General features: G+C 68.7%; 27 protein-coding genes and 3 pseudogenes. 21 read left to right on the top strand and 9 right to left on the bottom strand.

The annotated features are described in order from the left end of the window. The first annotated feature begins 2 nt into the window (after positions 1–2). The gene (locus tag ACFY12_RS13835; protein WP_390715994.1) at positions 3–593 is read left to right on the top strand and encodes a TetR/AcrR family transcriptional regulator; all 591 of its coding nucleotides are present in this window, start codon (positions 3–5) and stop codon (positions 591–593) included. Between the two features lie 36 nt (positions 594–629). On the opposite strand, the gene ACFY12_RS13830 is transcribed toward ACFY12_RS13835, so the two are convergent. Next, positions 630–1,154, bottom strand: coding sequence for an Lrp/AsnC family transcriptional regulator (locus ACFY12_RS13830; protein ID WP_390715993.1), 525 nt, complete (start codon positions 1,152–1,154; stop codon positions 630–632). Positions 1,155–1,380: 226 nt separating this feature from the next. Here ACFY12_RS13830 and pdhA point away from each other — a divergent pair, with 226 nt between their 5' ends. The 6 genes and pseudogenes from pdhA to ACFY12_RS13800 form a co-directional block, all read left to right on the top strand. Further along, positions 1,381–2,574, top strand: coding sequence for a pyruvate dehydrogenase (acetyl-transferring) E1 component subunit alpha (pdhA, locus tag ACFY12_RS13825; protein WP_390715992.1), 1,194 nt, complete (start codon positions 1,381–1,383; stop codon positions 2,572–2,574). Next, entirely contained in the window at positions 2,571–3,605 is a 1,035-nt protein-coding gene (locus ACFY12_RS13820) for an alpha-ketoacid dehydrogenase subunit beta (RefSeq protein ID WP_390715991.1), read from the top strand. Before pdhA ends, ACFY12_RS13820 begins: the two co-directional genes overlap by 4 nt. Next, on the top strand, positions 3,605–4,999 hold the full coding sequence (locus tag ACFY12_RS13815) for a dihydrolipoamide acetyltransferase family protein (protein ID WP_390715990.1): 1,395 nt from the start codon (positions 3,605–3,607) through the stop codon (positions 4,997–4,999). Before ACFY12_RS13820 ends, ACFY12_RS13815 begins: the two co-directional genes overlap by 1 nt. Positions 5,000–5,085: 86 nt before the next feature. Next, positions 5,086–6,000 (top strand): NTP transferase domain-containing protein, encoded by a 915-nt coding sequence (locus ACFY12_RS13810; protein ID WP_390715989.1) that lies wholly within the window; start codon positions 5,086–5,088, stop codon positions 5,998–6,000. After that, positions 5,997–7,712 (top strand): molybdopterin-binding protein, encoded by a 1,716-nt coding sequence (locus ACFY12_RS13805; protein WP_390715988.1) that lies wholly within the window; start codon positions 5,997–5,999, stop codon positions 7,710–7,712. Before ACFY12_RS13810 ends, ACFY12_RS13805 begins: the two co-directional genes overlap by 4 nt. After that, positions 7,709–8,140: pseudogene (locus ACFY12_RS13800) on the top strand (potassium channel family protein); the annotation flags it as partial. The gene ACFY12_RS13805 and the pseudogene ACFY12_RS13800, both read left to right, overlap by 4 nt. An 8-nt stretch (positions 8,141–8,148) precedes the next feature. Here ACFY12_RS13800 and ACFY12_RS13795 read toward each other — a convergent pair. Continuing rightward, complete coding sequence (locus ACFY12_RS13795; RefSeq protein ID WP_390715987.1) at positions 8,149–9,267, bottom strand: potassium channel family protein; 1,119 nt, start codon at positions 9,265–9,267, stop codon at positions 8,149–8,151. A 308-nt stretch (positions 9,268–9,575) separates the two neighbouring features. Between ACFY12_RS13795 and ACFY12_RS13790 the strand changes: the two are divergent. Then, a pseudogene (locus ACFY12_RS13790) lies at positions 9,576–9,689 on the top strand (IS5/IS1182 family transposase); the annotation flags it as partial. On the opposite strand, the gene ACFY12_RS13785 reads toward ACFY12_RS13790, so the two are convergent. Then, positions 9,648–10,298: a CDP-alcohol phosphatidyltransferase family protein gene (locus ACFY12_RS13785; protein ID WP_390715986.1), complete on the bottom strand. Its 651-nt coding sequence runs from the start codon at positions 10,296–10,298 to the stop codon at positions 9,648–9,650. The pseudogene ACFY12_RS13790 and the gene ACFY12_RS13785 sit on opposite strands and share 42 nt — an antisense overlap. A gap of 616 nt (positions 10,299–10,914) precedes the next feature. Between ACFY12_RS13785 and ACFY12_RS13780 the strand changes: the two genes are divergently transcribed. Further along, complete coding sequence (locus ACFY12_RS13780; protein ID WP_390715985.1) at positions 10,915–11,376, top strand: RICIN domain-containing protein; 462 nt, start codon at positions 10,915–10,917, stop codon at positions 11,374–11,376. A 336-nt stretch (positions 11,377–11,712) separates the two neighbouring features. Here ACFY12_RS13780 and ACFY12_RS13775 read toward each other — a convergent pair whose 3' ends face one another. The 4 genes from ACFY12_RS13775 to ACFY12_RS13760 all read right to left on the bottom strand — a co-directional run bounded on the left by ACFY12_RS13775 (position 11,713) and on the right by ACFY12_RS13760 (position 13,037). Beyond that, a complete protein-coding gene (locus ACFY12_RS13775) occupies positions 11,713–11,961 on the bottom strand; it encodes a hypothetical protein (protein WP_390715984.1) in 249 nt (82 codons plus the stop codon). Continuing rightward, positions 11,958–12,185, bottom strand: coding sequence for a hypothetical protein (locus ACFY12_RS13770; protein WP_390715983.1), 228 nt, complete (start codon positions 12,183–12,185; stop codon positions 11,958–11,960). Before ACFY12_RS13770 ends, ACFY12_RS13775 begins: the two co-directional genes overlap by 4 nt. After that, positions 12,182–12,385, bottom strand: coding sequence for a hypothetical protein (locus ACFY12_RS13765; RefSeq protein ID WP_390715982.1), 204 nt, complete (start codon positions 12,383–12,385; stop codon positions 12,182–12,184). Before ACFY12_RS13765 ends, ACFY12_RS13770 begins: the two co-directional genes overlap by 4 nt. A gap of 154 nt (positions 12,386–12,539) precedes the next feature. Beyond that, positions 12,540–13,037, bottom strand: a complete 498-nt coding sequence (locus ACFY12_RS13760) for an NUDIX domain-containing protein (protein WP_390715981.1) — start codon at positions 13,035–13,037, stop codon at positions 12,540–12,542. 110 nt (positions 13,038–13,147) lie between these two features. Here ACFY12_RS13760 and ACFY12_RS13755 point away from each other — a divergent pair, with 110 nt between their 5' ends. The 4 genes from ACFY12_RS13755 to ACFY12_RS13740 all read left to right on the top strand — a co-directional run bounded on the left by ACFY12_RS13755 (position 13,148) and on the right by ACFY12_RS13740 (position 15,856). Beyond that, positions 13,148–14,359, top strand: coding sequence for a helix-turn-helix domain-containing protein (locus ACFY12_RS13755; RefSeq protein WP_390715980.1), 1,212 nt, complete (start codon positions 13,148–13,150; stop codon positions 14,357–14,359). A 114-nt stretch (positions 14,360–14,473) separates the two neighbouring features. Next, complete coding sequence (locus ACFY12_RS13750) at positions 14,474–14,920, top strand: ATP-binding protein (protein WP_390715979.1); 447 nt, start codon at positions 14,474–14,476, stop codon at positions 14,918–14,920. 202 nt (positions 14,921–15,122) lie between these two features. Next, a complete protein-coding gene (locus tag ACFY12_RS13745) occupies positions 15,123–15,359 on the top strand; it encodes a hypothetical protein (protein WP_390715978.1) in 237 nt (78 codons plus the stop codon). A 206-nt stretch (positions 15,360–15,565) separates the two neighbouring features. Next, on the top strand, positions 15,566–15,856 hold the full coding sequence (locus ACFY12_RS13740) for a hypothetical protein (RefSeq protein WP_390715977.1): 291 nt from the start codon (positions 15,566–15,568) through the stop codon (positions 15,854–15,856). Positions 15,857–16,276: 420 nt separating this feature from the next. Here ACFY12_RS13740 and ACFY12_RS13735 read toward each other — a convergent pair whose 3' ends face one another. Then, positions 16,277–17,050: a GntR family transcriptional regulator gene (locus tag ACFY12_RS13735; RefSeq protein ID WP_390715976.1), complete on the bottom strand. Its 774-nt coding sequence runs from the start codon at positions 17,048–17,050 to the stop codon at positions 16,277–16,279. 171 nt (positions 17,051–17,221) lie between these two features. On the opposite strand from ACFY12_RS13735, the gene ACFY12_RS13730 reads away from it, so the two are divergent. From ACFY12_RS13730 to ACFY12_RS13715, 4 genes are all read left to right on the top strand, one after another. Continuing rightward, on the top strand, positions 17,222–17,584 hold the full coding sequence (locus tag ACFY12_RS13730) for a hypothetical protein (protein WP_390715975.1): 363 nt from the start codon (positions 17,222–17,224) through the stop codon (positions 17,582–17,584). Beyond that, on the top strand, positions 17,584–18,882 hold the full coding sequence (locus ACFY12_RS13725; protein ID WP_390715974.1) for an FtsK/SpoIIIE domain-containing protein: 1,299 nt from the start codon (positions 17,584–17,586) through the stop codon (positions 18,880–18,882). The genes ACFY12_RS13730 and ACFY12_RS13725 overlap by 1 nt, the downstream gene beginning before the upstream one ends. Continuing rightward, positions 18,879–19,073: a hypothetical protein gene (locus tag ACFY12_RS13720; RefSeq protein WP_390715973.1), complete on the top strand. Its 195-nt coding sequence runs from the start codon at positions 18,879–18,881 to the stop codon at positions 19,071–19,073. The genes ACFY12_RS13725 and ACFY12_RS13720 overlap by 4 nt, the downstream gene beginning before the upstream one ends. Before the next feature lie 311 nt (positions 19,074–19,384). Continuing rightward, positions 19,385–20,767 carry a replication initiator gene (locus ACFY12_RS13715; RefSeq protein ID WP_390716273.1) on the top strand — a complete coding sequence of 461 codons (1,383 nt, stop codon included), beginning with the start codon at positions 19,385–19,387 and terminating at the stop codon, positions 20,765–20,767. Between the two features lie 143 nt (positions 20,768–20,910). Here ACFY12_RS13715 and ACFY12_RS13710 read toward each other — a convergent pair whose 3' ends face one another. Then, positions 20,911–22,569 carry a recombinase family protein gene (locus tag ACFY12_RS13710; RefSeq protein ID WP_390715972.1) on the bottom strand — a complete coding sequence of 553 codons (1,659 nt, stop codon included), beginning with the start codon at positions 22,567–22,569 and terminating at the stop codon, positions 20,911–20,913. Here ACFY12_RS13710 and ACFY12_RS13705 point away from each other — a divergent pair. The 4 genes and pseudogenes from ACFY12_RS13705 to ACFY12_RS13690 form a co-directional block, all read left to right on the top strand. After that, positions 22,531–23,331 (top strand): annotated as a pseudogene (locus ACFY12_RS13705) (potassium channel family protein); the annotation flags it as partial. The gene ACFY12_RS13710 and the pseudogene ACFY12_RS13705 sit on opposite strands and share 39 nt — an antisense overlap. A gap of 93 nt (positions 23,332–23,424) precedes the next feature. Continuing rightward, on the top strand, positions 23,425–24,402 hold the full coding sequence (locus ACFY12_RS13700; RefSeq protein ID WP_390715971.1) for an NAD(P)H-quinone oxidoreductase: 978 nt from the start codon (positions 23,425–23,427) through the stop codon (positions 24,400–24,402). Positions 24,403–24,540: 138 nt separating this feature from the next. Then, complete coding sequence (locus ACFY12_RS13695) at positions 24,541–25,392, top strand: hypothetical protein (protein WP_390715970.1); 852 nt, start codon at positions 24,541–24,543, stop codon at positions 25,390–25,392. Positions 25,393–25,593: 201 nt separating this feature from the next. Further along, complete coding sequence (locus tag ACFY12_RS13690; RefSeq protein ID WP_390715969.1) at positions 25,594–26,157, top strand: bacterial proteasome activator family protein; 564 nt, start codon at positions 25,594–25,596, stop codon at positions 26,155–26,157. The last annotated feature ends 112 nt before the right edge of the window (positions 26,158–26,269 follow it).

Below are 26,269 nucleotides of genomic sequence, written 5' to 3'. Positions count from 1 at the left end.
TCATGACCATGGCCAAGCGCGACACCTATACGCCCGATTCGCTGCTCGCGGTCTCCGTCGAGGTGTTCAACGAGCGCGGCTACGACGGCACGTCCATGGAGCACCTCTCCAAGGCGGCCGGTATCTCGAAATCGTCGATCTACCACCATGTGCGCAGCAAGGAAGAGCTGCTCCGCCGGGCCATAAGCCGCGCCCTGGACGGACTCTTCGGCGTGCTGGACGAGCCGGGCGCACTCCAGGGGAGGGCGATCGAGCGGCTGGAGCACGTCACCAGGCGCGTGGCCGAGGTCCTGATGGACGAACTCCCCTACGTGACGCTGCTGTTGCGGGTGCGTGGCAATACGGACACCGAGCGGTGGGCGATGGAGCGCCGGCGGGAGTTCGACCACCGGGTCGCCGATCTGCTGAAACGGGCCGCCGCCGACGGTGACCTACGGGACGATGTGGACGTCCGGCTCGCCACCCGGCTGCTGTTCGGCATGATCAACTCGATTGTGGAGTGGTACCGGCCGGGCCGGGGCGGCGCCGCAAGCCGCGATGAGGTCGCCGAGGCCGTGGTCCGCACGGCGTTCGCGGGGCTGCGGAAGGCCTGACCGGGCGGCCGGGTGCGGGGTTCCTGTCCGGGGTTCCTATCCGGGCTGCTCCCCCTCGGGACCCAGGTCGGTCTCCTCGAAGACCAGGAGGGTGCGGGTGCTGAGGACCTCCGGGATGGACTGGATGCGGGTGAGGACCAGCTCCCGTAGTTCCCGGTTGTCCTTGGCGTGTACCAGGAGCAGGACATCGAAATCGCCGCTGACCAGAGCGATGTGGGCGGCCCCGGGCAGCGCCGTGAGCTGGGTGCGGACGGTGCGCCAGGAGTTCTGGACGATCTTCAGGGTGATGTACGCGGAGGCGCCCTGACCTGCGCGCTCCTGGTCGATGAGGGCGCTGAAGCCGCGGATCACCCCGTCGTCCAGCAAGCGGTTGATCCGGGCGTAGGCGTTGGCGCGCGACACGTGCACCCGCTCGGCGACGGAGCGTATCGAGGCCCGGCCGTCGGTCTGCAGCATGCGCAGGATCGCGCGGTCGATGTTGTCCAGCGGGCGTGCGGGTGGTGAGGGCGGCGGTGCGGCAGATGACTGTCCGACGGAGTTGGCCATCTGTTCGTCCGGCATATGGTCCCGCCTCCCCTTGGTGGACGCCCTGTCTTCATCTCAAGCTGTGGAGAACCGTTTGTCCACAGGCTTGACCCGCCTGTAGCCAAAATGCATCAGCGACCGAACAATCGGTAGGGAAGGGCGCACCCGCCCCGACCGATTCCATCCTGCCCACCCGCCGTCCGCCCGCCACCCATCTGAGGCGCCATCGCGCCACCCCTTCCCTTACGAGGAGGTGCTCGACATGACGGTCCTTGAGCAGCCCGGCAGCAGCAGGAACAAGAGCAGCCTGGCCGGCCCGCCGCCCGCATGGCGGCCGCGCGTCGATCCCGCGCCCCTCCTGCCGGACTCGGCGCCGTACCGCGTCCTGGGGACGGACGCCGCGGCCCGGATCGACTCCGGGCTGCTGACCCGGCTGTACGCCCAGCTGGTGCGTGGCCGCCGCTACAACGCGCAGGCCACGGCTCTGACCCGGCAGGGACGGCTGGCGGTCTACCCCTCCTCCACCGGACAGGAGGCCTGCCAGGTCGCCGCCGCGCTGGCCCTCGAGGACCGCGACTGGCTCTTCCCCAGCTACCGCGACACCCTCGCCGCCGTCGTCCGTGGCCTCGGCCCGGTAGCGGCGCTCACCCTCCTGCGCGGCGACTGGCACAACGGCTACGACCCGCACGAGTACCGTGTCGCCCCGCTGTGCACCCCGCTCGCCACCCAGCTCCCGCACGCCGTGGGCCTGGCGCACGCCGCCCGCCTCAAGGGCGACGACGTGGTCGCACTGGCCATGGTGGGCGACGGCGGCACGAGCGAGGGCGACTTCCATGAGGCGCTGAACTTCGCGGCGCTCTGGCAGGCCCCGGTCGTCTTCCTCGTCCAGAACAACGGCTTCGCGATCTCCGTCCCGCTGGCCAAGCAGACCGCCGCGCCGTCCCTCGCCCACAAGGCGGTCGGATACGGCATGCCGGGCCGCCTGGTGGACGGCAACGACGCGCCCGCGATGCACGAGGTCCTCACCGAGGCCGTGCGGCGCGCCCGCGACGGCGGCGGCCCCACCCTGATCGAGGCCGTCACCTACCGCATCGAGGCGCACACCAACGCCGATGACGCCACCCGCTACCGCAGCGACGCCGAGGTCGAGACCTGGCGGGCGCACGACCCGATAGCCCTGCTGGAGCGGGAGATGGCGGCACGTCAGCTGCTGACCGACGCATTCGTCGCCGCCACCCGGGAGAGCGCCGAGCAGCTGGCGGCCGACCTGCGGGACGGGCTGAACGCCGACCCGGAGCTGGACCCGATGGACCTGTTCGACCACGTATTCGCCGAGCAGACCGGTCAACTGCGCGCCCAGGCCGCACAGTTGCGCGCCGAGCTGGATGCCGAGGCCGCCGGACACACCGAGGACACCGCGGGCACCGCCGGGCCCGCCGAGGAGGCCAGGCCATGACGACCACCGCTCCGGCGACCGCGCGCAAGCCCGCCACGATGGCGCAGGCGCTGACCCGCGCGCTGCACGACGCCATGGCCGAGGACCCGTCCGTCCATGTCATGGGCGAGGACGTCGGCACCCTGGGCGGCGTGTTCCGGGTCACCGACGGCCTGGCCAGGGAGTTCGGCGAGGACCGCTGTACGGACACCGCACTGGCCGAGGCCGGCATCCTGGGCACCGCCGTCGGCATGGCGATGTACGGGCTGCGGCCGGTCGTCGAGATGCAGTTCGACGCATTCGCCTACCCGGCGTTCGAGCAGCTGGTCAGTCACGTCTCCCGGATGCGCAACCGCACCCGGGGCGCAGTGCCGATGCCGCTGACCATCCGGATCCCCTACGGGGGCGGGATCGGCGGCGTCGAGCACCACAGCGACTCCTCCGAGGCGTACTACCTGGCCACCCCGGGACTCCAGATCGTCACCCCGGCGACCGTCGAGGACGCGTACGGGCTGCTGAGGGCCGCCATCGCCACCGACGACCCGGTCGTCTTCCTGGAGCCCAAGCGGCTCTACTGGTCCAAGGCCGACTGGTCTCCCGACGCGCCCACGCCGGTCGCGCCCCTGGGGCGGGCGATGGTCCGGCGCCGCGGCAGCAGCGCCACGCTGATCACCTACGGCCCGTCGCTCCCGGCCTGTCTGGAAGCCGCCGAGGCCGCGCGCGCCGAGGGCTGGGACCTGGAAGTGGTCGATCTGCGCTCCCTGGTGCCGTTCGACGACGAAACCGTCTGCGCGTCGGTGCGGCGCACCGGACGGGCCGTGATCGTCCATGAGTCCAGTGGCTTCGGCGGTCCGGGAGGGGAGATCGCCGCACGGATCACCGAGCGCTGCTTCCACCACCTGGAGGCGCCGGTGCTGCGCGTCGCCGGTTTCGACATCCCGTATCCGCCGCCGATGCTGGAGCGGCACCATCTGCCCGGCGTGGACCGGATTCTGGACACCGTCGCCCGCCTCCAGTGGGAGTCGGAGTGGGCCGAGGGGCGTGGTGAGTGATGGCTGTGGTCCGCGAATTCACCCTGCCCGACCTGGGGGAGGGGCTCACCGAGGCGACGATCGTGCAGTGGCTGGTCGAGGTCGGTCAGGTCGTGGCCATCGACCAGCCGGTGGTGGAGGTCGAGACCGCCAAGGCGATGGTGGAGGTGCCCTGCCCGTACGGCGGCGTGGTGACCGCCCGCTTCGGTGAGGAGGGGGACGAGGTCCCCGTGGGCTCCCCCTTGGTGACGGTCGCGGTGGGCGCGCCTGCCGTGGAGGACCCGGCGGACCCGGTGGGCGGGCCGGATACGGGGGATTCCGGATCCGGGAACGTGCTCGTCGGGTACGGCACGGGCGCGGCGGCGGCGCGGCGGCGACGGATCCGGCCCGGCGGCGGCGTGGGGCCCACGACAGGCGGTTCCGGCGTGGTCGGTTCCGGCATGGTTGGTTCCGCCGTGGTCGGTTCCGCTGCGGTCGGTTCGGTCGTGGTCGGTGAGACGACGGACGGCGCCGGTGCGGTCGCCGCCAGGCGGACGGTCGCCGTCATCTCCCCGCTGGTGCGCCGGATGGCACGTGAGAACGGTGTGGATCTAAGGGAGTTGACGGGGTCCGGGCGGGATGGGCTGATTCTCCGCAGGGATGTCGAGTCCGCGATCCGGGCACGCCAGGAGCATGAGCGCGTCGGTGCCGGTACCTCGACGCCCGCCGGGCCCGGTGCCGTGCCCGGTGAGGAGCGCATTCCGCTCAAAGGGATGCTCGGTGCGGCGGCTGAGAAGTTCAGCCGGAGCCGCCGGGAGATCCCGGAGGCGACCTGCTGGGTGGACGCCGATGCCACCGAACTCCTCGCCGCCCGTGAGGCGATGAACATCCCGGGCGCTCCCAAGGTGTCGCTGCTCGCACTGCTGGCCCGGATCGCCACGGCAGCGCTGACGCGATACCCCCAGCTCAACGCGACCGTCGACACCGCGACCCAGGAGATCGTCCGGCTGCCCGCCGTCCATCTGGGCTTCGCGGCGCAGACCGACCGCGGCTTGGTGGTGCCGGTCGTACGGGATGCGCAGGCCCGTACGGTCGAGGGGCTGTCCGCCGAGATCGCCCGGCTCACGGACGCCGCCAGGTCGGGCGGACTGTCCCTGGCCGAGCTGACGCACGGCACCTTCACCCTCAACAACTACGGCGTTTTCGGTGTCGACGGATCCACGCCGATCATCAACCACCCCGAGGCGGCGATGCTCGGCATCGGCCGGATAGCCGCCAAACCTTGGGTATACGGAGGGGAGTTGGCCGTCCGCCAGGTCGTCCAGCTCTCGCTCACCTTCGATCACCGGGTGTGTGACGGTGGTACCGCCGGCGGCTTCCTGCGGTACGTGGCCGACTGCGTGGAGCGGCCCGCGCTCCTGCTGCGAGGTCTGTGATCCTTGCCGTGAGGACCCTTGCTGCGCGGCCGACCTGACGTGCGAGGACTGTGACAGCAGGTCCGGCGGCCGGTGATACTCAAGGGGTGAGCGAGTACACCGACCATGACGCCATCGTTCATGACGCCATCGTCCTGGCAGGGGGCGCGGCCCGGCGGCTCGGCGGGGCGGACAAACCCGCCCTCTCCGTCGGCGGCCGCCCCCTGCTGGACCGGGTGCTCGCCGCCTGCCCCGATGCGGCGATCACGGTCGTTGTCGGCCCCGGGCGCCCGGCCGCCCGTGCCGTCGTGCACGCCCTGGAGGACCCGCCCGGCGGTGGCCCGCTCGCCGCGCTCGACGCCGGTATCCGGCACACCACCGCCCCGACGGTGCTCGTCCTCTCCGCCGATCTGCCGTTCCTGACCGTCACGACGGTACGGAACCTTCTGGAGACGGCGGTGCGCACCGCGGCCCGTGACGGTGCGATGCTCCAGGACGCCTCCGGGCGGGACCAGCCGCTGGTGGCCGCCTACCGGGCCGCCGCGCTGCGCCGCGAACTGGCCCGCGTACGGGCCGCCCGCGGCACGCTGACCGGTCTGCCGCTGCGCGCCGTATTGGCCGGGTTGCGGCTCGAGCGGGTCCCGGACGCCGTCTCCGCGGACTCCTTCGACTGCGACACCTGGGAGGACGTCAGCGCGGCACGTGCCCGGATCAGGGAGCATGGACACGTGTTGGACGAATGGATCACCGCAGTCAAGGCCGAACTGGGCATCGAGCTCGATGTCGACACGGCGGCGCTTCTCGATGTCGCACGGGACGCGGCGCACGGGGTGACGCGTCCCGCCGCGCCGCTGACGACCTTCCTGATCGGCTATGCGGCGGGACGGCAGGGCCGGGACGTCAAGGAGCTGGCGGACCGGGCCGCGGCGCTGGCCAACCGCTGGGCCGCGGAGGCGGCGGAGTCCGCGGGTGCCGCCGGTTCCGGTGGCGGCACGGGCGGCGAAGTGAAGCCCGCCGAATGACCGACGGACAGGTCGACGGACCGTCCGGAGAGCTCAACAGGCCGTCCGGGGAGCCGGACGGGCTGTTCGGGGAGCCGGACGGACCGTTCCGCCGGCTCGACGGACCGTCCGGGGACCCGATGAGCGCGGCACAGGACGAGGCCGGTCTGCCGGACGATCCCTTCGCCGATGCGCTGGCGCTGGTCAATCACGCCCGCGATGCCGTGCCGGCCCGTGATGCCGTACCGGCCGACGTACGGGCCACCGGCGGTGGTGGCGGTCGGCCGCCCGCCGACCGTGCGGCCGGATCATCCCTCCCGGATGACCACGCCGCGTCCGGTGCCACCCCGGACGGCCACGCCCTGCCCGGCCCCGCCCCCTCCGGGCCCGGCGTCCCGTGCCACTTCGCCGCCCCCCAAGGGCCCACGGACCCCGGCACCCACCCCGTCGCCGTCCCCTGGCCGACCGCTCGCCGCATCGCCGAGCAGGCCGTACCCGGCCCGCCCCCGCCCGTGACCGAGGCGCTGGGCGAGGCGCTCGGCCGGACGCTCGCCGCGCCGCTCACCGCGCTCACCGATCTGCCGTCGTTCGACACCTCGGCGATGGACGGCTGGGCGGTCGCCGGTCCCGGGCCCTGGCGTCTCGACCACCCCGCCGACGCGCCGGCGGCCGCTGAGTCCCCCGGCATCCTCGCCGGTCACGCCCCCACCGAGGCGCTCCCCGACGGTCATGCGATCCCGATCGCGACCGGTGCGCGCATCCCGGCCGGTGCCACCGCCGTGCTGCGCAGCGAGCGCGGCGAGGTCCGGGTGCTGAGCGACGGCGGGCGGCGGCTGCACGCCCCGCGGCCCGCCCCGCCCGGCCAGGACATCCGCCCTCGCGGCCAGGAGTGCCGGCGCGGTGACCACCTCTTGCCGGCCGGCGTCCTGGTGACCCCGGCCGTGCTCGGCCTGGCCGCCGCGTCCGGTTACGACGAGCTGTCCGTCCATCCCCGGCCGCGGGCCGAAGTGCTCGTTCTGGGCGATGAGTTGCTGGACCGCGGGCTGCCCCGGGAGGGCCGGATCCGGGATGCGCTGGGCCCGATGCTCGGCCCCTGGCTGCGTGCGCTGGGCGTCGAGGCGTCCGCCCCGCGCCGTCTCGCCGACGACGCCGACACGTTGTACGCGGCCCTCGCGGACTCCACCGCCGAAGTGGTGATCACCACCGGGGGCACCGCGTCGGGTCCGGTCGACCATGTGCACCCCACCTTGCGCCGCCTGGGTGCGCAGGTGCTGGTGGACGGCGTGGCGGTACGCCCCGGGCACCCCATGCTGCTCGCCCGGCTCGCCCCGCGCCGGCATCTCGTCGGCCTGCCCGGCAATCCTCTGGCCGCCGTCTCCGGGATGTGCACGCTCGCCGAGCCGCTGCTCCGTACGCTCGCGGCTCGCGGCCCGGCGGCCCCCTTCCGTACGCCGCTGGCCGCCGCCGTCCGCGGGCATCCGCAGGACACCCGGCTCGTTCCGGTGGCCTACCGCGACGACGAACGGCACGGCCTGATCGCGGCGCCGCTGCGGTTCCACGGGCCCGCCATGCTGCGCGGAATCGCCGCGGCCGATGCGCTCGCCGTCGTCCCGCCCGGCGGCGCGGACGCCGGTGCCGAGCTTGAGATGCTGGAACTCCCCTGGTCGGCGGGGCAGTCGATGGGCTGGACCGACCCCGGGACCCGGTATGAACCCACCGGAGGGCTCGCGTGAAGCTCCCGTCCCATGACGCCGCGGCACGCGAGGTGCCGGAGGACCGCTCCCACCGGGTGCTGCTGCCGCGCCGGGCCCCCAAGGGGCCGCTGCGGCAGGTCGGCCGACGGCTGCTGATGGCGCTGCTGGTTCTGCTCGCGACGGTCCTCATCGTCTGGATCGACCGCGACGAGTACCACGACAACGCCGACGGGAAGGTCGATCTCCTCGACTGCTTCTACTACGCGACGGTCACGCTCTCCACCACGGGCTATGGCGACATCGTCCCGTACGGCGACGGCGCACGGTTGCTGAACATCCTGCTCGTCACGCCGCTCAGGGTGGTTTTCCTGATCATCCTGGTCGGCACCACACTGGAAGTACTGACCGAGCGCACCCGTGAGCAGTGGCAACTGAAACGCTGGAGTCAACACTTTGCCGAATGGACCACAAGCGCTCAGGTAGTCCCCTCGCTCGCCACGGCTCGCTGAATGGTGATGAGCCGGTCGGTGAGCTGGAGCGTTGCGGCCTCGGGATGGGTGTAGTCCAGCACCCTGTGCCCCCGTACGACGGCTACGACCAGGTCATCGCACTCACGGGGGGAACGGCCGGCCTCGGACTTGGTCACCGGACGCTCGTTGAGGTCCAGTCCGCTGCCGTGCGTCATGAGGTCTTCCAAGACTGTGCTCGCGTTCGGGCTGGCCATCGACATACCGAGCAGGCGGCCAGCTGAGCTGGAGCTCGTGATGACGGTGTCGGCTCCGCTCTGCTTCAACAAGGGAACGTTCTCGTCTTCCCGGACCGCCACCACGATGGACGCGCGCTTGTTGAGCTGACGCGCCGTGAGGGTCACCAGGGCTGCGGTGTCGTCTCGCTGGGGCGCAATGACGATCTTCAGAGCGCGCTGCAACTCCGCCTTGAGAAGGGTCTCGGAGCGGGTCGCATCCCCGAGGACGCCCACCAGCCCGTCGGCGGTGGCGGCGTCTACCGCCTTCTGCTGCGGGTCGACCACAACGATCTGTTCCCTGGGAACGCCCTGGCTGATCAAGGTCTCGGCAGTGTGTCGGCCCTTGGTGCCGTACCCAATGACAACGACGTGATCTCGCATACGGGACCTCCAGCGGTGAATGCGTACTTGCTGCCGAGTGCGTTCGGTGAGCACTTCGAGCGTGGTGCCGACCAGGATGATCAGGAACAGAATGCGCAGCGGGGTGACCATGAGAATGTTGATCAGCCGTGCGCCATCGCTGACGGGCGTGATGTCGCCGTAGCCCGTGGTGGAGAGGGTGACCGTTGCGTAGTACGCAGCGTCGAGGAGATCGACCTTCCCGTCGGCGTTGTCGTGGTACTCGGCCCGGTCGATCCACACGATAAATGTCGTGAGCGCCAGCACCACGAGGGCCATGACAAGTCGCCGGAGGACTTGTTGAAGCGGGGGCTTCACGCCTTTTGCGGGCAGGCGGATAGTCCGGATGGCCTCGGCGCTTTCCTCGACATGAGGGCGTGAACGTGACCAGACGGAGCGGAGAGCGGAGATCCTTCCGGTGCCGCGGGGCGGCCGCTGCTCTTCCCTCATCTGGCCGGCCTCGCTGGTGCGGCCTGTGCTGTGGAAGTCCGTGCGTGGGGCATGTGGCAATCCTCGGTGATCGGCTGCCTCTATGCCCTGTTCAGAGGGTGTCGCGCTGCACCTGCATCCCGCCGGAGTGCCTGCGCGTGCGGACGGCCCCGGCTCTCTCGGGGGTGAGAAGCCGGGGCTTAACGGTTGCCGGTCCCACGTCCGCTCTGTCGTAACACTGATGGCCCACCGTCCTCCGGGCCTCAACGCTGCCCTGTCGGGGCCGGAGCGGAGTACGTCTTGGTGGACGGCACTTGTGCTACACCGCCGAGCGAGGCGTCACCCGCTTGAAAACCTGGAAGATCTTCCAGCGCACGCGATGCAGCCATCTCTGGCTCACGTCAGTGGCCAGGGCAATCCTCACTCTGGACCGCTACCGCTGAAAAGCTCACTGTGTCAGCAGTTCTGAGCTGACGTACCTGCATAGAATAAAGGACAGCGGACCACCAGTACAAAGCAGCTCCCCAGATCGCCAACGCCCACCCAAATACCTGTGCAACCTCAGCGAAGATTCCATTGCTCTGAGTGAGCAGGAGTAGCGGAAAGGCGTACATCAAATTGAAGGTAGCCGCTTTGCCAATGAAATTGACATGAAGAGGGCCGTAGCCGATCTGGCGTAGAGCCGCGATATTGTATGCCATGAACAAGTCGCGCGCGAGGAGGAGTGCGAGCAGCCACCAAGGGATGATTCCACGTGCAAGCAAAGCAGCCAACGTTGACAGCGTGTAGAGGCGATCGGCAGCTGGATCCAGGATCCTCCCAAGCTTGCTCGTCTGGTTCCAGCGGCGAGCCAATTTCCCGTCGAGATAGTCAGTAACTCCACTGAGTGCCAGCAGGAAAATTGCCCAACCGTCGAGACTGGGTTTACCAAAGCAGGGTTGCAGGACTAGCCACAAAAATACGGGAACTCCTGCAATGCGTGCCGCACTCAACAGATTAGGGATGGTGATTACCCTGTCGAGGTGGTCATCATCCGATCTCTCCTCGCGCAATTTACGCACTCCTTCCCTGGTGGCACCTTAAGTTCGCCGACCTTATCACATTTCTCCTTGTTGGGTGTGCGTAAAAGCCGTAGATATTGCGTGAGGGGAATTTCTTCGCGGGCATCCTATTCATTGATGAGCGGAATCGAGTTTCATCCGCTTGCGGGCAGGGAGAGAATGTTTCGGATCGTGCATCGACAGTAATGTCGAGGTGGGTTCCGTAATGCAACATTAACGACTCCTCGATGCGGCGCCATTTTCATGCGTGAGGTCGGCAGTGCAGCCCTTGTGCCGACACGCACGCGCACGCACGCGCATGCACGCATCGCCTGCGCGACCGGGGTGGCTTGAGTCGCCTGGCGGTAGGCCGTGAACGCTCCCTGAGTACTGCATGAGTTTCAACCACTTGCGCCGAACAAGGGTGAACAAATTTATTTTTTCCTAACAATTCAGGACAAGTGGATCATGGGGGTTGTGTCCCCTGTCTGCTTCCGATAAATTCGCTGATCACGACCAAAAGCCATCAAAACTACGCATAGTGGCGATTTTTAAGTCTCTCGTGCGCCTTCAGGGCTTCGCGTGACGTGATGGTTGATCTTAAATTGGGGAATTGGGGACTTTAGCAATGCGCAAGATTCGGCTCGTGCAGGGCCTGGCAGTTGCTGTGGCCGTTCCGACTATGGTCGTTGGGATGTCCGGCAGCGCTTTTGCGGCAAACTACGGCGGCACGTCGGTCAGCTGGAAGAATGTGGCGACCGGACGCTACCTTATTGTCGAGGGGGGTTCGGCTAAGACGGTTACCAGCAACGCTTATGCTAAGAAGTGGGAAGAGAAGAAGTGGTCCGACGGGGCCTATACGTTCTTCTCTAACCGGGCCTTCAACACGGGTTGCCTGGACAGTAACGCCAAGGGCAGCGTCTATGTGATTCAGTGCAATGGCGGCAATAATCAGAAGTGGTATGAAGTGAAGACGGCCACTGGATGGCGCTTGAAGAACAAGGCGACGGGGCGCGTTCTGGACAGCAACGCCAGGGGGTCGGTGTACACCCAGTCTGACCAGGGAAACAGGAACCAGAGGTGGGTCTGAACCTCTGAGGTTCAATTCTTGTCCTCTGTCTGCTTCGGCTTCAGCTGGGCATTCTAATATCTGTGTGACCCCGTAACTGATCCGGACTTCCTGCTGGTTGCCTTGGACTGGGTGCGGAACAACAATGGCGCACGCGCGTCGGGAGACAGGCGACAGAGGCGTCCTCGGGCGCCTCTGTTGGCGGGACCTGTCTCCCTGACAGTGCGTGGGCGCGGCATCCGTGAAGCGCGCGCATAGCTGCGCTCCGCTGGACAGACCGGGGCAAGGGCTCCGGTCGGGGCAGTCGGATGCGGGCGGGGCGGCCGGAAGGTGTGCCACGGCAGCCCCGCCCAGGTCTTACGCCTTCGGCGGGGTACCGCTCGCCGAAGGGTCGGTCAGGGTGGCGTCGAAGTACTGGAAGGCCCGCATCTCGTAGACGCTGTGCCGTGTGGCGCCCGCGTGCTTCAGGCACCACGTCTGCGCGTCGTTCGGATCGGCGGTGTCCACCGAGTGCTCCCAGCAGATGAGGCATTTGCCGAAGTGCCGCACAACCATGCCCGGGGCGGCCTTCAACGTCCACTCAGCGAACCGATACCGCGCCCTCACGACACGCCTCCGGAGTGCCGTGTCCGCTCAGCCTCGATGCACTCGGCGAGGTGGCGCCGCATCGCTGCCATGTCGGGCTCGGTCAGCTCATCCACCCACGCGGCCCGCGCCTTGCACACCGCCCGTGCCGCATCCAGCCGCCGGTAAAGCTCCCGGTACCTCACGTGCCGGTTCCACGCTTCCTCGGCCCGCCAGCACAGCCAGGGCCAGGCGCTCGTGCTCATGCCCACCTCGCCTTGAGAGCACGGGCCAGCCTCTCGGCCGTGCCGATGTCGACGCGGCCGAGGTTGATACGAATGTCTCCCTCGCCGGTGTCGCTGAGAGCCATCTCAGGGAACGTCATCCCCACGTCCACCAGCGTGAGTTGCAGCTCCAGGTAGGTGTCCGCGGCAGCTTGGTTGGCTGTACGCGCCTTGGGCGTCATTGCCCCTCCTGCTTTCGGTCTACTCGCCGGATGTTGAGGCGCGACCGTAGGACCCAAACCAAAGGCGGACCCGGAAGAAATTTCCAGGTCCGCCAAGTTTCCGTTCGCGGCGCTGTCGATCATCGCCCCGCGGCTCAGGCTGCTTGTGTCCCGCTCAGGGGGCGTGGTGGCCTCGTTCGCCGTTCGGCGGCTCACCGTGTTCGAGGTACTGGGTGTGAGCTTGCCCCCGGGCGGTGATCGCTGCCTTCACGCGGCGTGCAAGTCGGGGGATCAGCAGCTGATCAAGGGCGTCTGCCGGATGGAACTCGGCCGCCAGCAACTCGTCGGGCGCGAGCTTGATCTCGGCAAGTTCCTCTGGGCGCAGCTGCCCGCCATCGAAGACGTACAGCACCTTGTCACCCTCGGCGTCGCTCGGGGCCCAGTCGACCACCAGCAACGGACCGATGCTGGGACTGATATCCAGCTCCTCCATGACTTCGCGTCGGCACGCAGCCAGAGGAGACTCCCCGCGCTCGATGTAGCCGCCCGGGATCTCCCACTTCGGCTTGTAGGAAGGCTTGACCAAGAGGACCTGGTCCTGGTCGTCGAAGAACAGCGCGCCCGCTGCCATCCGGGGGGTTGCCATGCGCTGTTCCTGCTCGTTCTCGGCCATGTCGCCGACCCTAGCGGTCGTCACGTGGCAGGCGAGAGATGCCTCGGCCCCTGTCATTCGTTGTGCACGTCGTGTGACACTCGGTTGGGGAGAGTGAGGGGAGCGCGCCCATGCGCGGCATGACTGACCGTCTTGAGTTCGGCAAGCGCGTGAGGTTCTACCGCAAGCGGCGGGGCATGCACCAGCGGCAACTCGGTGAGCTGCTGGGGCGGTCCGAGGACTGGGTGTACCGAGTCGAGTCCGGCCGGATTCCCGTGAACAACGTCAAGATGCTGGCGGATCTGGCTGATGCCCTGCGGGTGCACCTTGAGGACCTGCAAGGTACGCCGGTGCTGCTGGAGGACAGCGACGGGTTCGCGGCCAGTGTGCCCGCCATCCGGGCCGCGCTGATGCAGTCCCGGAGGTTGGCCGGGTCCCTGATCGCCGGCAGGGAACCGCTGAGGCTCGAACTCCTGAAGATGGAGGTCGGGACCGCGTGGGAGCTGTATCAGGCCGGCGAGTTCGCCGCTCTGGCGGACCGGCTACCCCGCTTGCTGGCTGACGCTCGGTTCTCGATGAACGAGTGGGAGTCGGGAGACGAGCGTCGGGAGGCGCTGCGGCTGTTCGCGCTGGCGTGCCACGTGGCGGCGGCGTTGCTGAGGAAGCTGGGCGAGACCAACTTGGCGTGGACGGCCGCGGACCAAGGTGAAATTGCGGCGCTTGAGTCCGATGACACCGCCGCCATCTTGTCCTTGAGGCGGGGAATCGCTCACGTGCAGCTTGGGGCGAACCTGCCGGCGGAGGCGGCGAAGAGCACTTTGGATAGCGCCGATGACCTGGAACGCGACTGGTGGCAGTCCTCCCCGGTGGCGCTCTCCTTGTATGGAACCCTGTTCCTCAACGGCTCGATTGCTGCTGCCAGGATGCGGAATCACGATCTGACTGCATACATGATCGGTAAGGCGGACGAGGCGGCAGAGCGACTGGGCACTGACGCCAACGAGATGTGGACCGCCTTCGGTCCGGCGAACGTGGACATCCATCGGCTTGCGACCGCCCTTGAGTTCGAGGACTACCAGCAGGCCGTCGACATAGCGCCCACGGTACGGGCGGTGGGGCTTCCCAAGGAGCGCAAGGCTCGGCTACGACTGGATGTCGCCCGGGCCTACGGAGAAGTTGGCCGGACCGATGACGCGGTGGACAATCTGAAGCGGGCCTACACGACCGCGCCGGAGCAGATGAGGGCGCACGAGTTCGCACGGGACCTGGCGCGGAGGCTGCACAAGCGCACACGGCGCCGGGATGCGCAGCAACTCGCCGTTGCCCTCGGGGCGATCGGGTAGCGCGACCCGGAAGAAAAAGACGGACCCGGAATTTTCTTCCGGGTCCGCTCCTGTTTGAAGGCTTACCGTCACGCCATTCGACGTCCGCAGGCGTCTGGAAGGCGGTGAGCGACGGTGAATCGCAGGGTGACAGTCGCCCGAAAACGCACAACCGGGGCTGAGGGGCAGCCGGTGGTGAGCCGCTGGGCTCGGCATCCTCGCTGCGTCGCACTGGCACGTGCTGAGTTGCGCAGGGTGCTGGACCGTTGGGGTCTGGCCGTGGTCGCCGACGATGCCCTGTTGGTGCTGTCCGAGCTGCTGACCAATGCCGTTCGCCACGCTCGTGTCTCTCGTGGCCGGGAGATCGAGACGCGGTATTCCCGGGATCCACAAGGCGTTCGTATCGAGGTACATGACGCTGCCCAGAACTGGCCGCAGCCGCGTGTGCCCGACGTCGACGGCGGCCGGGGCCTGACGATCGTCGCCGCGCTGGCTGCGTGCTGGGGCACGGAAGTGCGGGATGGCGGGATCGGGAAGGCGGTGTGGGCCGTGGTCGCGGTCCCCGGCGGAGGTGAGGCGTGATGGCGCGGTTGTCGGTGTTGAAGGTGCGGGGCGGCGACATGGTGTGTGTCGGTGGTCGGTGGCGAGAGGTCAAGGGTGTCCGGTCCGGCGTTCGTTCGTCGGGGCGCCCTTTAGTGGTGATGACTTTCAAGGACGGGCCGTCGCTCCGCTTCGACGCCAGGGAAGAACTGGCTGTGTGTCGTGACGGGCGGAGGCGGCGGTAATGGCGATCACCAAGATCTGGCGCTTCGCGGACTGGGTGCTGAAGCTGGAAACGTCCAACAGCGTGCCGATGTACGAGATGGAGTGCGTGTCGTGCGACGCCACCTCGGAGACGGCAGAGGAGCCGGGCGGCCCGCGGGACTGGGCACTCAAGCACGCCGGGCGCACTCATCACGAACTGTTCCGTGCCGTGCACACCTGCTTCTTCCGTGCCGTTCCGAAGACGGTGAGGGAGTGAGCACCAGCCCTTTGCCCAGCGCCTCGCGGCCGGGCTCGTAGATCTGTGACCGGACCACCCCACGAACCTTGGCCGGCGGGGGTGGTCCGGCTGGGAGTCCCTGTTCGGACCCCGGAGCCGATGCTACCGGGGCCGTCGCCATGCGTTCACGCTGCGGGCCTTGGTGGTCGGCCTTCTGCCAGCGAACAGCGAAGGGACACAAGCGGATGGACGACTGGGGGGACGTAGGCTTCGAGGGTGCGCAGTTCGACCCTGACGCGGTGCTGTGGGTCCGTGGGGTGGACTACCTGACCGGCTGGCGTGACGCGACGAGGGCGGCGGCAGAGCTGGGTGACGCGCTCTCGGAAGCTGGCGTGGATGTGGCGGGAGTGAAGCTCCGGGCGAGCACGGACGCGGACGGCTCCGGGATAGTGCGGCTGGAGCTGTCGCCCATGACTGCACGGGAGATGGCCAAGTTAGCGCGCGCGGCGGCCGCCCAGCGGCGTAAAGCGGGGTGAGGGACAGCCGGTGTGGGACGCGCGGTGCCCGGGTGGCGCGCTGGAGAAGCGCCGGTGGCCGTCGAGACTTTGGGCGGGAGCTGCCACGGGGCGAGAGAACAGGGGGCCTTACGCTGGCCGCGAATCGGGCTGGCTCCTGGCCTGCCCGCAATGGCCCGATCGGCCCCCTGTTCTTAGAGGCTCGCCCCGTGGTGGCTGCCTAAAGTCTCCACGGCCACCGGCCCCAGCCACAACGCCCCAGGCCCGTACGGCGGTTGTCCGCTGGCGGCGCTCTGTGCGCGGTGTGGTGTGCGGGCGGTGGGCGTCCGCCGGGACCGGCCGCCAGGCCGCAGCCCGGCGGGGCGGCCAGACCGCCCGGCGCGCCGCAGGCGCGCCCTTGAGTAAGTGAAGACAGGTTTCGACAGTCGCCGGGCGGCGGGTTCAGACGGCGTGGAGAGCGCGGGGGTCGTCGGCGGTGAGGTGGTAGGCGAGTTGGGCGCGGTCGGCGCCGGTGCGCAGTTCTTCGAGGATCAAGGGGCGACGGTCGGTTCCGAGGGTCAGGCGTGAGGCGAGCAAGATCGGGGTCGCGTCGGGGACCCGTAGCGCGTCGCGCTCGTCGGGCAAGGGCATACGGGCGCTCACGGTCTCGTCCCAGGTGAGTTGGTGCCCGGCCGCGGTGAGAAGGGCGTAGATCTGCTCCAGTTCGGTGTCCGGGGCTTCACCGAGCTGGCCGGCCTCGTCGGCAGCCGTGGCGAACGGGATGAGCACGCGGTGCAGGGCGCGCGCGTCCGTGTGCGGGTCGGACAGCAGCCGATCGACGGCGAACAGCGCTTCCCCTTCGGCGAGTCCGAGCAGCGGGCCTGTGGTCGCCGTTGTCGTGGTCCGGTAGACGGTGGGGTCCTCGACCTGCTGCCAGTCGTGGTGGCCGGTGCGGAAGGTCTTGCCGCTGCGGGTGATGGTCCGCGCGATGTTCACCGCCGGGGCGGGGAGGGCGCGGACGTAGCTGCCCTTGCCGTGGATCACCTCGATCAGCCCTTCGGCGCGGAGCGCGGCGATGGCCTTGCGCACCGTCGGGCGGCTGACCCCGTACCGCTCGATGAGCTGGGTCTCGGAGGGGAGAGGGGCGCCCGGCTTGTACTCGCCTTCGACGATGCCGTTACGGATCTCGGCCGCCACCTGCTGGTACAGCGCGCCGGGTCGCTGAATCTCTCCCATGCCGGGGTCTCCTCATCACCTGTTGTCGACTGTCGTGACGTTATCTGACGTCACTCGTAAGCATAAGTTCTTGCCCTGACGGGTCAAGGTGTGCATAGTGGATGGCAACTCGTAAGCACAAGTGACGTCACATGACGTCTCATCTCTGTGTGGCCAAGGAGGCCCAAACTCATGCAGTCCATCCCCGTGGACACCTCCCGGCTCGGCGTACTGCGGTGCGCGGTCGGGCCCGAACCCAAGCTCGCGGACTTCGAAACCAAGCAGGTCAAGAAAGACCGGGACGGAAACACCATCTACACCGTCGGTGTCACGGTCCGTCAGGAAGGACGCCGGGTCTCCGTGATCGAGATCGCCGTTCCCGGAGAACCCAAGGGCGTCGTGGAAGGCACCGAAGTGCGTGTGACCGGCATGGAGGCCTTCGCGTGGGCCATGGGCGACCGGCACGGAATCAGCTTCCGCGCCGCCGCCATCACCCCCGTACCCGCCGCGTCTGCTGCGATTGCCGGTTCCGCCGGCAAGGGCGGTGGCGCCTGATGGGAATGCTCCTGTTCACCTGCGTTCTCGCGCTGGTGATCTGGGTCCTGGTCTTCCGCAATGAACTGCAACGGCGGCGGCCGGAATGGCACTGGTACCTCGTCGGCTACCCCACCACCGCGCTGCGCGTGGCGTTCACCTGGCGCCGGGTCGCCTACCTCAACGGCCTGACCGTCTCCCACAAACCGAACAGGCGCGTTCTGGGTGACCTGGAAGTCAAGGGAGAGCCGCTGCGCACACGCACCCCGCGCATCTCGTTCCCGCGTGCCACACCGTACGGGCTGGAAGTACGCGTCCGGCTGCACCCGGGGCAGACCCCGGCCCCCTTCCTCGCATCGTCCGACGCTTTCGCCCACGCCTGGCGTGTCCATACGGCGCGCGTCGTCTCTCCGGAACGCGGCGTCGTGCTGATCACGGCAACGGTCCGTGACCCGCTGGAGAAAACGGACCACCCTGCGGCGGGGGCGGCGGAGCTGCTGTCGGCGACGATCGGCACTCTGGAGAGTGGCCGTGCCTGGGGGATGAACTTCAGGCGTGTGCCGCACTGGCTAATCGTCGGCGCGACGCAATCGGGGAAGTCCACGCTGCTGGCGCGGCTGGTCACCGAGCTTGCTCCGCAGCCGGTCGCCTTGGTCGGTATCGACTGCAAGGGCGGCATGGAACTGGGGCTGCTGGAAATGCGGCTCTCGGCTCTGGCCACCAACCGCAGAGAGGCGGTTGCCGTGCTGGCCGCGCTGGTCACCGAAATGCAGGACCGCATGAGGACCTGCCGTTTCGCGGGGGCCCGCTCGATCTGGGAACTGCCTGCGAAGGCACGGCCCGTCCCGGTCGTCGTAATCGTCGATGAGCTGGCAGAGCTGTACCTGACTAACGGCAGCAAAGAACAGCGCGCCGAAGCGGAGGAGTGCACGACCTACCTCCTGCGGCTAGCGCAGCTCGGCGCGGCCCTGGGCATGCATCTGGTGGTGGCCGGCCAACGAGTCGGCTCCGACCTCGGGCCCGGCGTTACCGCGCTGCGGGCTCAGCTCAGCGGCCGCATCTGCCACCGGGTCAACGACCCCGGCACCGCCGAGATGGCACTCGGCGACCTCAACAAGGACGCGGTGGTGGTCGCCCAGTCCATCGGTGAAGCGGAACGCGGAGTCGCTGTCACCACCGGCGACATGGGCGGCTGGATGCGCGGCCGGTCCCATCTGACCACGCCCGCTGAAGCACGATCGGCGGCAGCAGAGCACGCCAGGATGACTCCCCGCCCGAAGTTCCTGGCGGGCGCTCCCGGAGGAGGGACGGTCGTATGACGGAGCAGTCAGCCGTACTCCTGGCCGTGGTCTTCGGGTTCATCACCGTGCTCCTCGTCCGCTCTCGCGAGATGAAGTGGTGGGAGGCGGCGTTGGCCGGCCTGTTCGGCATGTACCTGGGCCAGACACCCCTCCTCTTCGCGGTGGACGGCCTCGTGCACTGGTTCATTTCCGTCGTCACCCCGCACTAGGAATCCAGGAGACGCCAAGCGATGCCCATGCGCCGCGTCCGCTGCCCCGTCTGCAAAGGGCAGCGCTACCGCAAAACCCCCACCGGCCACCGACGGCGCTGCCGCTGCTGTCGGGGCACCGGAACCATCCGCTAACGAACCCGTCCCTGACCACAAGGAGTGATCGCCGTGGACCCATCCCACCCAACCGCCACCATCCGTGCCGCTTCGGCGGCCCACCCCGGGAGGTCCCCACCATCACCGCCGAGACCACCTCGGCTGACCGGCGCGCCACCCTCGACCGCGCGGCGCGCCTCCGTCAGCTCTCAGAGATCGATCGCGACGCCATCCTGCTGGCCCGGGCTCCGCAGTTTTCCCGCTGGCTCGCACAGGTCACCGCCACTGGTGGCTGCGCCCACCCGATCCACCTCAAGGGCTCGACCACCACCCGCGACGCCGGTACCGGCGAGGTCCTGCATCATTACGACACCGCCCACGAACCCGGCGAACGACTGCTTGTCCGGTGCCGCAACCGACGCGCAACCGTCTGCGCCCCCTGCTCGCGGCTCTACGCCGGCGACACCTTCCACCTCGTCCGTGCCGGACTCCTCGGCGGCAAAAACGTCCCGGCCGATGTACGGGACCACCCCAGGCTCTTCGTCACCCTGACCGCCCCCTCCTTCGGACCCGTCCACCGCACCACTACGGGCAACGAGCGCTGCCACCCCCGCCGTAACGCCGGCCGCTGCGAACACGGTTGGCCGCTCGGCTGCCCGGCCACCCACGACGCCACCGATCCGCTCGCCGGACAACCCCTGTGCCCCGACTGCTACGACTACCCGGCACACGTCCTCTGGCACGCCCACACCGGGTGGCTCTGGAAGGCGTTCACGGACAACCTGTACAACCACCTCGCCGCCCGCACTGGACGTACCCGTTCCGGCCTGCGCCGTGCGGCCCGCATCTCGTACGCCAAAGTCGCCGAGTACCAGAAGCGCGCCGCGGTCCATGTGCATGCGGTCGTGCGCCTCGACGGCGCGACCGGTCCCAGTGATCCGCCTCCGGCGTGGGCCTCGGCCGAAGATCTGACCGCCGCCGTGCGGACCGCCGCCGCAGCCGTCCAGCTGCACACTCCGTATAGCCGGGGCCTGGGAGAACACGAACTGCACTGGGGCTCTGAGCTGGATGTCCGGCCGCTCCGTACCTTTGGTGGGCACGAAGGTCCGACCGATGACGCTGTAGCCGCGTACGTCGCCAAGTACGTCACCAAGGGAGCAGCTGACACAGCCATCGGCTTGGACCACCCGATCACCAGCCCGGACGACATCACCGTGGGCCGGCTGTCGGCTCACGTCCGGACCCTCATCCACACCTGCTGGCGGCTCGGCGGCCTCCCGGAGCTGGAGCCGCTGAGACTGCGGGCCTGGGCCCACACCCTCGGCTGCCGGGGCCACATCCTCACTAAATCCCGTGCGTACTCAACGACTTACACAGCCTTGCGCATCGAACGTGCCGAGCACCAGGGCGCCGTCATCGGGGCCGATGTCGCAAACGTCCTCGATGTTGTAACCGATGCGCACTGGCGCTATGTCGGCTCCGGCCACACACCTGGCGCCGCCTTCATCGCTGCTGGGATCGCGGAAGATCTGCTGTGGAACGGCGAGGTGGCCCGCGTTGCGCTGAGGGAGAGGCGGGCCGATGAAGCTGCCTCTTGACGGCGACGATGACTGGGCGTGGGCTCGTGAACAAGCTCGCAAGGCTCCGGCCTGGTCGGATGCCGACTGGCGGCGGGCGAACGCGATACTCGGCCTCGATGTCGGCTCCCGCGTCGTCCGCCGCTCCCCGGACGTCAGAGAGATCAGCCCTGAGCCTGCTCCCCCTTTGGGCGCCACACCGGTGTCAGGCGCTCCCGCACAGGCTTCCCACGGCCGATTGCGGGGGAGACGAGTACGGTGAGCAGCATGTCTTCGATGTAGCCGCGCTTCTCGCTGAGCGCCAGGCCATCCCACTCCTTCGAGAGGTCTACGGGCGCGCTTTTGGCGGCGGCCTGCTGGCGCTGGACCTTGTTCCGCTCCGAGATGAGCTGGCGCTTCTCCACCTCGTGCTCCGCGAGTTGGGTGAAGTAGGTCTGGGCCGTGATGGTCCGCGACCTGCGTGCGCTCTTCAGGTCATCGATGTCTTCAAGAACACGGGACAGCTGCTCTTCCTTGTCCCACGTGATGAGCACCGACTCACCCTGCCGCTTGGCAGCCTCCTCCTGGTGCTTCGCGATCACCATCATGGACACGGCCTTGTCGGTCTCCGGGCCAGCGATCTTGGATCCTCCGCACCCCGCTGGGGCGCTGCCGCTGCTGGGGCACACGTAGTAGAAGTACCCCTCCGGCTTGTTGCGGCTCTTCTCCGCCTTCATGACCCGCAGCGGTGTGCTGCACCCGTCCCGGTCGCACCGAAGGGTTCCACGCAGCAGGTATTTGCGGGTGTTGTGGCCCGATCCGGGGGCAGGGTTGGCCCCGAGCAGTTCCGTTACGGCCTCCCACTTCTCCACTGAGATCATGCGCGTCCACTGTCCTTTGACCGGCTTCCCTTCGTCGTTCAGGGTGATCTCTTGGCGGGTGTTTTGCATGCCGGTGATCGGGTCGGCGTCGATCACCTGACGGGAGCGGTAGCCGCACATGCGAGGATTGCGCATCACTACCTTGATCGCTTCGCGCGTCCACTCGTGGCCTGAAGCGGTGCGTACTCCGTTGTCCTTCAGGTCCTTGATGATCGCCGAGATCGGCCGGCCTGCCAGCAGCCACTCGACCATCTTCCGGAGCCATTTGGCCTCGTATGGGTCGAGAGTGCGCTTGTCGTCCTTCCATCCGAAGGGGCGCCTGCCGCCCGTCGGGATGCCAGCTTGTTGCAGCGCGCGGTGCTTGCGAGAGACGCGACGCGCAGTGTCGGACGACTGCTTGTTGTTTGTCGCTGTCACGATGCGGGCGACGGTTCGGCCGTTGTCGGTCAGGAGATCAAGAGAACCCGTGATGTCGATGATCGGGCGGCCGAAGTTCTCTACGACCTCGATGGCGTCTTCGAGGTGTCGGTTGTCACGGGTGAGTCGGTCGAGGTCGACGACGATCAAGCCGTCGAGGCGTTCGCCGTTCGGTGCGATTCCTCGTTTGAGATCTTCCAGCGATCCTTCGAAGACTGGTCGGACGACGCGATAGCCGATCTCCCCGTTGGGTAAGCGGACGCGCCTGCGCTTCCACGCGCTCGTGTCCGGCTCCTCGTAGGTGTAGACGTACCGTCCACCGCGCGACTCGATGAACGACCGGCTGTCTTTCTCCTGTTCGTCGCGGCCTTTGATGTCGCGGCCGGTCATGGGCCGGAAGACGGGCCTGGCCTCTGTGTCGTCGGTAGCGTCGTTCTCAGCGGTAGCGGGGCCCTCGTCGGCCTCGAAGGACAGACGGACGAGGCCGGCCCAGTTCTGGCCTTTGAGGTCACCCCAACGGGCCTTCTGCACAAGCTCGTTGTTCATGGGCTTAGGGTACTTTCGTCAAAACGCTGGAGAAACGCCTTGCGCGACCACACCGTCATCGTCGGCTTCGGGACCAAGGGCCGTTCCGCCGTCCAGACCCTCTGTGCGACGGGGCTGCGCCGCGACCGCATCGTCATCGTCGACCCCAGCTCCAAGGTGGTGGACGCGGCGGTGGCCGAGGGGTTCGCGGGGGTGGTGGGCGACGCGACCCGCAGCGATGTGCTGCTGCGGGCCGAGATCCAGCGTGCCCGCCAGGTCGTCATCGCGACCCAGCGCGACGACACCGCGGTACTGGTGTCGTTGACCGCACGTCAGCTCAACAAGAGGGCCCATATCGTCGCCGCGGTACGGGAGGAGGAGAACGCGCCGCTGCTGCGGCAGTCCGGTGCCGACTCCGTCATCACCTCCGCCAGCGCGGCCGGGCGGCTGCTGGGCCTCTCCGTCCACAGCCCCAGCGCGAGCACCGTCATGGAGGATCTGATCCAGCAGGGCAGCGGCCTGGACCTGGTGGAGCGCCCGGTCGTCAAGGCGGAGGTCGGCAAGTCCGTACGGGAGACCGACGACCTGGTCGTCTCCGTGCTGCGCGGCCACCGGCTGCTCGGATATGACGACCCGGAGGCCAGCCCGCTGCAGAGCACGGACCGTCTGATCACCATTGTCCGCGCGGCTTCGGGGGAGGAGCCCGACCTGCCCGGCAGGCCGTCGTCGAAGCCGACGCTGCCCGGCACCGGTGTCTCCCCGATGCGCCGGGCGGGTGAATAGTCCGACCGGGTGCGGGAGCGGGTGACCGGCCCGGTGTCGTCACCGGCTCCCGCACCGTCGCTCCCGGCGCGGACGGCGAGTAGCCTCGCGCCCATGCGAGCGATCACTATCCCGGAGCCCGGTGGCCCCGAAGCACTTGTCCGGGCGGAAGTCCCCGATCCGCAGCCCGCCGAGGGCGAGGTCCTGATCGATGTCGCGGCCACCGCCGTGAACCGCGCCGATCTGCTACAGCGTCAGGGCTTCTACGACCCGCCGCCCGGAGCCTCCCCGTACCCGGGCCTGGAGTGCTCGGGGCGGATCAGTGCGATCGGCCCCGGCGTGCACGGCTGGTCCGTGGGAGACGAGGTGTGTGCGCTGCTGGCGGGCGGGGGGTACGCCGAGAAGGTTGCGGTGCCGGCCGGGCAGGTACTGCCGGTGCCGACCGGGATGGACCTGGTCACGGCAGCCGCGCTGCCCGAGGTGACCTGCACGGTCTGGTCGAACGTCTTCATGATCGCGCACCTGCGGCCCGGCGAGACGCTGCTGGTCCACGGCGGCGCCAGCGGCGTCGGCACGATGGCGATCCAGCTCGCCAAGGCGGTCGGCGCGCGCGTCGCAGTGACCGCGGGCAGCCCGGAGAAACTAGCCCGCTGTGCCGAGCTGGGCGCGGACATTCTCATCGACTACCGCGAGCAGGACTTCGTCCAGGAGATCCGCAAGGCCACCGACGGCCAGGGCGCGGACGTCATCCTCGACATCATCGGCGCGAAGTACCTGCAGCGGAACGTCAAGGCGCTGGCGGTCAGCGGACGGCTGGCGGTCATCGGGCTGCAGGGCGGGGTGAAGGCGGAGCTGAATCTCGCCGCTCTGATGGCCAAGCGTGCCGCGATCACCGGCGCCGGATTGCGTGCCCGGCCGCTGAACGAGAAGGCGGCCATCGTCGCCGCCGTACGGGAGCATGTCTGGCCGTTGATCGTCAACGGTCAGGTCCGGCCGGTCGTGGACCGTACGCTCCCGCTGGCCGAGGTCGCCGAGGCGCACCGGGTGGTGGACGCCGGCATGCATGTCGGCAAGGTCGTACTGACCGTCTGAGCTGCCCCCTGCGCGACCGCCTGCGCCGCCCCTCCCGCCCCGTCGGCGATAACCCGGCCGACAGCCCCGAGATGCCGTGAATCTGGTCACATGTGACGCTGAACAGGTCACCCGACGGCTCGGCACGGGAGGGGCACTGTGGTCGCTCCAGGATTCCGTTCGCGCATCGCCGCCGGTCTGCTGGTCGCCGCTGTCGTCCTGCCCGTTCCCGTGGGGGGCACCCCCGCGGCGGCCTCGGAACGGCGGGACACACCGGCCGACCGCTCTCCCGACCTCATCCGCCATGACGATCCGACGGATCTCCCGCTGCCCGAAACCCTCGGGGCGCTTGGCTTCGGGCCCGATGACTTCGGGGTCGGGGACAGTCTGCGTGCTCTCCGGCCGGTCGGTGGCCGTGCCGGCCACCCCGGGCCCCCGGCGCGCCTCCATGGGCTGCCGGACGGGTTTCCCGGCCTGCCGGATGTCCTGGAGGCGCTCCCGCACGAATTGCTTCATCACCCCGGGCACCGGCACCACCGTTCGCATCACCCGTTCGGCTCTGGCTTCCCGCCGTACGACATCTGGTACCTCGACGACGGCGACCTGGGCCTTGGGGGCTACCACGGACACCGGCATGGCTCGCCTCACAGCAATCGCGCGCAGCCCCGGCCCGGTCACCATGGCACGGCAGCGAAGCGCCGTACCCCCGCGGATCCCGTGCCCGAGGAGCCCATCACCACGGCACGGTCGGCGCCTACGCGTCGCATCGATGGAGAGAAGCGGCGCACCCCGCGTCGCGACAGGACGCTGCCGCCGCTTCCGGCGCCGAGCGCCGTACCGAAGGAGTCCTCTGCGTCGGAGAGCACGGATGATGTGGCGGGTGGGACGCCGGGCCCATACTCCCTGGAGGCGCCGACGGCCCCGGTCGAGCGGGTTCTTCCGATGGGTGCGGGCCTCACCCTGACCGGACTGGGGCTGGCCTTCTTCGGCCTGCGGCTGCGGCGGCGCTGACCTGAGCGGTTGTTTCACGTGAAACCGTGAAACGACGAGGTGGCGCATCGCGGCGGTGATCCCGGATGTTTCACGTGAAACAGCGCTTCGAGCCCGACTGTTTCACGTGAAACAGCGCCCGACGACCCCGTGCGGGAAGGTGGATCATGTTCTCTCGGGGGCACCACCGTTCATAACCCGTCGTACGAGAGAATGGGCGGCATGGATATGCCGATGAACGAACGGTCGCAGGAGAACCCCCACGTCCTGGTTGTCGGCCCGGACGGCATGGCGCTCGGCAATGCCGGTTCCGGCGGCGGGGACGACGGCGAGGAGCCCCGCGAGGTGCCGGTGACGGACATGGTCGAACAGCCTGCGAAGGTCATGCGCATCGGCAGCATGATCAAGCAGCTGCTGGAGGAGGTGAAGGCCGCTCCTCTGGACGAGGCAAGCCGGGTCCGGCTCAAGGAGATCCACGCCAGCTCGGTGAAGGAGCTGGAGGACGGGCTGGCACCCGAGCTGGTCGAGGAGCTGGAGCGGCTGTCGCTGCCTTTCACCGATGAGTCGGTGCCGACGGATTCGGAGCTTCGGATCGCCCAGGCGCAGCTGGTGGGCTGGTTGGAAGGCCTTTTCCACGGCATTCAGACCGCACTGTTCGCTCAGCAGATGGCGGCCCGCGCCCAGCTGGAGCAGATGCGCCGCGCGCTGCCGCCCGGTGTCGCCGCGATGGAACACGAAGACGGCCTGACCGAGCAGCGCGGTGCCCGCTCGGGGCCGTACCTCTAAGGATCCGCACCGGACAGCGAGAAGCGCGGCGCCCGGAGCGCCGCACGCCTGAGCAGCCAGAAGGGGCCGGCACGCACTCCGCGTGCCGGCCCCTTCCATGAGCTACGCCGGT

Source organism: Streptomyces sp. NPDC001339 (assembly GCF_042895955.1).
GTDB lineage: Bacteria > Actinomycetota > Actinomycetes > Streptomycetales > Streptomycetaceae > Streptomyces.
The sequence above is the reverse complement of the archived record's forward strand: the minus strand, read 5'-3'. Positions and strand labels throughout refer to the sequence as shown.

What these genes read in the sequence shown, in the direction of transcription:
- ACFY12_RS13835 (WP_390715994.1), top strand. Translation starts at nt 3, where the DNA reads ATGACCATGGCCAAGCGCGACACCTATACGCCCGATTCGCTGCTCGCG.
- ACFY12_RS13830 (WP_390715993.1), bottom strand. Translation starts at nt 1,154, where the DNA reads ATGCCGGACGAACAGATGGCCAACTCCGTCGGACAGTCATCTGCCGCA.
- pdhA (WP_390715992.1), top strand. Translation starts at nt 1,381, where the DNA reads ATGACGGTCCTTGAGCAGCCCGGCAGCAGCAGGAACAAGAGCAGCCTG.
- ACFY12_RS13820 (WP_390715991.1), top strand. Translation starts at nt 2,571, where the DNA reads ATGACGACCACCGCTCCGGCGACCGCGCGCAAGCCCGCCACGATGGCG.
- ACFY12_RS13815 (WP_390715990.1), top strand. Translation starts at nt 3,605, where the DNA reads ATGGCTGTGGTCCGCGAATTCACCCTGCCCGACCTGGGGGAGGGGCTC.
- ACFY12_RS13805 (WP_390715988.1), top strand. Translation starts at nt 5,997, where the DNA reads ATGACCGACGGACAGGTCGACGGACCGTCCGGAGAGCTCAACAGGCCG.
- ACFY12_RS13795 (WP_390715987.1), bottom strand. Translation starts at nt 9,267, where the DNA reads ATGAGGGAAGAGCAGCGGCCGCCCCGCGGCACCGGAAGGATCTCCGCT.
- ACFY12_RS13780 (WP_390715985.1), top strand. Translation starts at nt 10,915, where the DNA reads ATGCGCAAGATTCGGCTCGTGCAGGGCCTGGCAGTTGCTGTGGCCGTT.
- ACFY12_RS13770 (WP_390715983.1), bottom strand. Translation starts at nt 12,185, where the DNA reads ATGAGCACGAGCGCCTGGCCCTGGCTGTGCTGGCGGGCCGAGGAAGCG.
- ACFY12_RS13765 (WP_390715982.1), bottom strand. Translation starts at nt 12,385, where the DNA reads ATGACGCCCAAGGCGCGTACAGCCAACCAAGCTGCCGCGGACACCTAC.
- ACFY12_RS13760 (WP_390715981.1), bottom strand. Translation starts at nt 13,037, where the DNA reads ATGGCCGAGAACGAGCAGGAACAGCGCATGGCAACCCCCCGGATGGCA.
- ACFY12_RS13755 (WP_390715980.1), top strand. Translation starts at nt 13,148, where the DNA reads ATGCGCGGCATGACTGACCGTCTTGAGTTCGGCAAGCGCGTGAGGTTC.
- ACFY12_RS13745 (WP_390715978.1), top strand. Translation starts at nt 15,123, where the DNA reads ATGGCGATCACCAAGATCTGGCGCTTCGCGGACTGGGTGCTGAAGCTG.
- ACFY12_RS13740 (WP_390715977.1), top strand. Translation starts at nt 15,566, where the DNA reads ATGGACGACTGGGGGGACGTAGGCTTCGAGGGTGCGCAGTTCGACCCT.
- ACFY12_RS13735 (WP_390715976.1), bottom strand. Translation starts at nt 17,050, where the DNA reads ATGGGAGAGATTCAGCGACCCGGCGCGCTGTACCAGCAGGTGGCGGCC.
- ACFY12_RS13730 (WP_390715975.1), top strand. Translation starts at nt 17,222, where the DNA reads ATGCAGTCCATCCCCGTGGACACCTCCCGGCTCGGCGTACTGCGGTGC.
- ACFY12_RS13725 (WP_390715974.1), top strand. Translation starts at nt 17,584, where the DNA reads ATGGGAATGCTCCTGTTCACCTGCGTTCTCGCGCTGGTGATCTGGGTC.
- ACFY12_RS13720 (WP_390715973.1), top strand. Translation starts at nt 18,879, where the DNA reads ATGACGGAGCAGTCAGCCGTACTCCTGGCCGTGGTCTTCGGGTTCATC.
- ACFY12_RS13710 (WP_390715972.1), bottom strand. Translation starts at nt 22,569, where the DNA reads ATGAACAACGAGCTTGTGCAGAAGGCCCGTTGGGGTGACCTCAAAGGC.
- ACFY12_RS13700 (WP_390715971.1), top strand. Translation starts at nt 23,425, where the DNA reads ATGCGAGCGATCACTATCCCGGAGCCCGGTGGCCCCGAAGCACTTGTC.
- ACFY12_RS13690 (WP_390715969.1), top strand. Translation starts at nt 25,594, where the DNA reads ATGGATATGCCGATGAACGAACGGTCGCAGGAGAACCCCCACGTCCTG.